The organism is Colwellia sp. BRX8-7, from assembly GCF_014077275.1.
GTDB lineage: Bacteria > Pseudomonadota > Gammaproteobacteria > Enterobacterales > Alteromonadaceae > Colwellia_A.
In genome coordinates, this window is the sequence record NZ_JACGVP010000040.1 from 1 (window position 1) to 5,067 (window position 5,067).

5 protein-coding genes and 1 pseudogene are annotated in these 5,067 nt (G+C 33.6%); all 6 read right to left on the reverse strand.

The annotated features are described in order from the left end of the window. Positions 1 to 882 precede the first annotated feature (882 nt). Positions 883 to 1,329 (reverse strand): hypothetical protein, encoded by a 447-nt coding sequence (locus tag H4J57_RS18990; protein WP_182243921.1) that lies wholly within the window; start codon positions 1,327 to 1,329, stop codon positions 883 to 885. A gap of 128 nt (positions 1,330 to 1,457) precedes the next feature. After that, positions 1,458 to 2,195 (reverse strand): hypothetical protein, encoded by a 738-nt coding sequence (locus tag H4J57_RS18995; protein WP_182243922.1) that lies wholly within the window; start codon positions 2,193 to 2,195, stop codon positions 1,458 to 1,460. A 124-nt stretch (positions 2,196 to 2,319) separates the two neighbouring features. After that, positions 2,320 to 2,568: a hypothetical protein gene (locus H4J57_RS19000; RefSeq protein ID WP_182243923.1), complete on the reverse strand. Its 249-nt coding sequence runs from the start codon at positions 2,566 to 2,568 to the stop codon at positions 2,320 to 2,322. Positions 2,569 to 2,865: 297 nt separating this feature from the next. Further along, complete coding sequence (locus H4J57_RS19005) at positions 2,866 to 3,717, reverse strand: DUF6236 family protein (protein WP_182243924.1); 852 nt, start codon at positions 3,715 to 3,717, stop codon at positions 2,866 to 2,868. A 298-nt stretch (positions 3,718 to 4,015) separates the two neighbouring features. Beyond that, positions 4,016 to 4,492, reverse strand: coding sequence for a hypothetical protein (locus H4J57_RS19010; protein WP_182243925.1), 477 nt, complete (start codon positions 4,490 to 4,492; stop codon positions 4,016 to 4,018). A gap of 356 nt (positions 4,493 to 4,848) precedes the next feature. After that, positions 4,849 to 5,067: pseudogene (locus H4J57_RS19865) on the reverse strand (hypothetical protein); the annotation flags it as partial.

A 5,067-nucleotide genomic window follows, 5' to 3' on the forward strand; every position in this document is an offset into this window, starting at 1 on the left:
GTCTATGAAAGCGCTCATAACGATAAACTCAGGGTTCAGCATTAAAAGACCAATAATAATTAATGTTAATACTTTCCAAAACCAATCTATAATTTTCATCACAATTCTCGGTACGGCTAACGCCCTGTTAAGGGGCAAATTGTAGTTGGCTAAAATGTGAAGCGAAGCGGAACTAGCCAACTGTTATTTGTCCCGCTTGAACAGCTTGTTATAACCGTATTTGAATATATCTATACCAACTAATAGAAGGCCAGAAAGAAACAAGACAATACTTGAAATTATTAAAAAGCCTTCGTAGAATCGATTCGAATTTGCATGTATGGATAAAACTAAATTATCTATGGTGCCTTTGGTATTCACTTTATCTATAAGTAATTGATAGTTGGCTTTACTATCTATATTAAAATATCCAATGATAACCTTTTTACCATACCATCCAGAATTTATAGCCCCATTAGTACTTGAGCGACTAGATGTTAATTTTAATCTCTCAGTTTCACCTAATTCGTTGTTTAATAAAATACTGATACTATCTAAGCCGTCATTTCTTGTTTTCCCGTCAAACTCAGCAACAATATAGAATTCATTTTCTAATGGCGATAGTTCGAGTTGAACCCCATATTTGTCATTTTCTTTTTGAAAATAGCCAATATTGTTTGTTTCTATTTCATCTAGTAAAGATACAGGAAATCCGAAAGTAAATAATATTACTCCTACAATTATGAACCCAGCTCCCCAAACGCCGATTTTTGATAAATTAATTTGAGGTTACTCCAAGGTTATAACGCCACGTTAAGCGGCAAAAAATTGTTGGCTACAATGTGAACGAAGTGAAACAGCCAACTGTTTTTTGTCCGTTTGAACGCCTTGTTAGGCTTTTTTTTACGACGAACCAAACAATTTCTTAGCCTTATTTAACAAGTGACTAGAAATTAAATCACCTTTATTCATTCGGTAGATATTCATTTGAGTTATTTCTTTTATAGTGTTTGAATCAACTAAATAGGTTTTCCCATTATATGAAATTTTATCTTCATTAAAGTAAACAACTAGCCATTTTTTTGAAGCAGGCAACATTAATAAAAGTTGTTCTGCCGTTTCTGTATTGAATTTGCTATTTTTCAATTGGTGGCTTGTAAGAATAGCGGTATCAATAAAGTTCCTTAATTCAATAAACCCATGATGTTTTGCATAGACAATTGCACCATCTTGATTTTTGTTAAGCCAGTAAATTGAATGGATATCCTTACTGGTGCCTGAGTCATAAGCTTCATCTGCAAAAGCGTTTAACGTACAAAATATGAAACAGATAAATAGTAGTTTGATCATTTTAAATCCTTTAATGATGATAAATGCTAAATATTCTAATAAGCCTAACGCCTTGCTAAGCGGATAAAAATGGTTGGTTAAAATCGCGAAGCGATAACCAACTGTTTTTATTCCGTTTAAGCAACTTGTTAGGGCGTTGAAACTAGTGCTCCCTTAAGTTTTTCACTTTTGAAATAAGATGTAGCTCTACTGTGAATTTCTATAGCTTCCAGTTTTTTGTCGAGTATTAATAGTGCATTAATAAGTTTAATCGTCTCCTCAACAAAACGATTATTATTATAATCACGACTTACCTTGGAGCTAGAATCAGGATTTTTTCTATCATAACTTAAGCTTTGTTCTAGAGAATAGCGTAAAGATTCATACTTGAATATGGGATCTTCCATATACATTTTTACTAGCTTAAATTCTTGTTTCTGTATTAATAAATCTTCAACAGCATGGTAGAAACTCTTTGCCTGCTCTGGAAACCTTTCACTTAACACTGAAAATAATTCAATCGTTTGAGTTTCTTCTCCCAGTTCTCTATTAATGGCTGATAAATCATGAAAGTTATTGAAAGTTCCAGTACCAGAATACATTTTATCTTTATTATTATCTCTAATTTTACGTAATTCATCCAAAGCGGGTGGATATTTATCACCCAACTTCAACCATGCTGAAAGTGCATATGACAGCCTTACCCCAGCCATTCCAGACGATGATTTAGATTCTTCGTGAAACCAGACATGTTTTTGTAGAGCCAATTCATATTGCTCATTTTTAACTAAGTTACGAATATTATTTAAGTCTTCTGAATTAACTTCTGCAAAAGCTAAATTTGAAAACATGCTACAAACAAATATAGCTGAATAGATCCTTTTCATTTTACTCTCCAAGTTGATATTTATAGTATTGAGCCCTAACGCCTTACTAAGCGGCGCAAAATTGTTGGCTAAAATTGCGAGGAACGAAGCTAGCCAACTGTTTAGCGTCCGTTTGAGTAACTTGTTATGTGTCTGAACGCTTAAGCTTTACCATTTGATTGGCACAAGACAAAAGAGTTAATACCAAAAACAACCCTATAGTTAATGGATGAGAGATAAAATTAAATACAAACTCTAACGTAAAGTAAGCTTGGATGCTTTTTCCCTCAAAATAGTCAAAAACAATATTCACAGGAATTACGAAACCTATAAAATATAGAAGAACCTGTATTGCTACTAAAACACCCGTTAATAGAGCTTTTAACTGCTTCATTAGACTCCGATACTAATAAGATACATAACGCCCTATTAATGACTTGCAACATGTAAAACTAAGCAAGCAATATCAACCATATACATTAAAAACACATGAATCTTACGCTTGATTTGTAGCACATGTGTAGCGTATTGATTTGCAAATTCATTACTTAAACAATATCACTAAAATATCTCTAAATGCCACATAGCAGAAGCAAGAAGCTCAGAGTATCTTGCTTGATGATTAGTAACTTTAGAGCAGAATGCAGACATTAACACTTTGCCAAAACCTGACCTAAGCAATTTGTAGAGTTTAAAACAATTCACTTTCAATTTTTGTAACATATGTCAACGGATGCATTCCTGTATTTTTAGTTTGTTCAGTAAGAATACTTTGTATTGCGAATGATGCCGACCCAACCATTGCACCTGCGCCCAAAGCAGGTAAGCCTATAGAAGGAGCTAAACTGGCAGCTCCCATGGCCATTCCTGCCGAAGTAAGCAGCGAACGGTCAAGAATAATTCTTAGTGAGCTTAATAACCGCTTGGGGAATTTTTCTCGTACTGTTTTATTATACTCAGATATTGCAAGTTCTAGCTTTGCTAATTCGTGAGTTTTAGATCTTGGGATATCTTTGGACACCGACACTCGTAAATAAATATCTTCTAAATAAGAGTGAAATGCTAATAACTCATCTCGTCGCTTCTCTTTGAATTCCAATATTTCATTTATAGGAACTAACCTATCAGGTAATTGAATACTATTTATCAAGTTAAAGACTAAACATGCTTCTGTATTTTGTGAATTACATTGGCCTATTATAATTCCTTCGGATTGCGCCATAGACCACTTCCCTGGTTCCTCTACCTTTTTTTGCATGTAAGTTATTTCTTGTGCAGCAAGAAATAACTTACCAAAATCACCACTACCAATGCCCCCAGAAAATGGAATTCTATTTCTAATAAGAAGATTGTTTTGTTGTAAAAACTCTAGTTCTGGCGACAATCCTGCAGATACAATATTATTGTCTGGGCATATAAACTCATCCCAGAACATAACCCAATTTCGAATTAAAGCAGGGTCAATAGATCCTCCAAAGTGGGTGCTTCTTCCTGAATCAGTAATGATTGTGCCAGATGGTATTATTAGTCCTTTTCTATTCATAATCCTTGCTTCATTGGTTGTTGATGATTAAATTAACGACCGTTCATCGCTCTTAAGAAGACATTAAGTTTTTCAACTCGTTATGTTTCAAGGCACGAAGAAGTCATTGTTGATTTACGAATACCTGTGATGAAATAATTATTAGTCTAATGCTAACTAATACAAAGCGGCCTTAATTTTAGCTTGAATTTATCGCTGTAAATAGTCCGATTTGCCACCATTATAGTCATATAGATTTTTTGGCATTGTATTTTAAATATCTGTAACCGCGCTAGTAAATGTTAAAATAAGATAATGATTATTTTTTTAAATCATTTGCTTTTAACTTTAATCTATTGATATTTGTAGTTTCAGTATCTATTAATGACTGATATTTATTTGTTACCGCAAGCATCTCAGTACTCAAGGCATCTTGGTAAACAGCTCCAGCTAAGTTATTGTTAGCATTGTAAGTGCGAGCCTTAAGCACATTTAATTCCCTTACCATTTTCTTTTGGTATTTTTTAATATTAGCTTCAGAGCGCTTTATCTTATTGCTGATGATATGTGATTTGATAATGTAGTCATTATTACTGGTTGTAGATTGAGGTTGCTTTTGGGTTGACTTGATAGAATTAGACATTACATCTAATATTATCACCTTCTCAGGTTCGCCATCGCCACAAGGTATTTGACTATATTTAATTATCCCATCAACAGTACATTTATATACTGTTCCAGCTAACGTTTTATTAACCAATATCATTGATAGTATAAATAAAACCACCTTGACCATAACTATATCCCTGTCAATTTGTAATATTCAATAAGATAGCACTTACAATATTAAACACAAATCATTTAGGCGAAAGATCACCGTTAGGAACATTAGCCAGTTGACTTATCCTTTACGCACCTTGTTATCGTTCCAATATTGATGAACCGTACAGTTATTTACAGAACTCCAAGTAAAAGCATCTTTGCCATTCTGGCAGGCGACTAACTAAAGCCTAAAATTTCTATCGTTGATTGTTTTTGATTGAAGCTAAAGCCTATTTGATAACTAAAGCCCTTTTTGAAAGGTATTTATACGTAAAATTTTATTACAAATATAGTTAAAGCCCTAAACATAGCTTTAGAGGGGTAAAGGTATTATAAAACCCGCTGTAGTCTCCATGACATCGTTCGCGTGATGAAGGCTTTACCTTCAAAGATTAACCCTTTCACTTTTGTGACAAGTTCACCGTCATAATAACTTTGTGAGCATTCCCCCGTATCAAAATTTATATTTACATCATAATGCAATTTAATCGGATGATTTCTAGTCGGGGTGAATATTCCCCCCATCGCTTTGATATAGCCATTCCAATT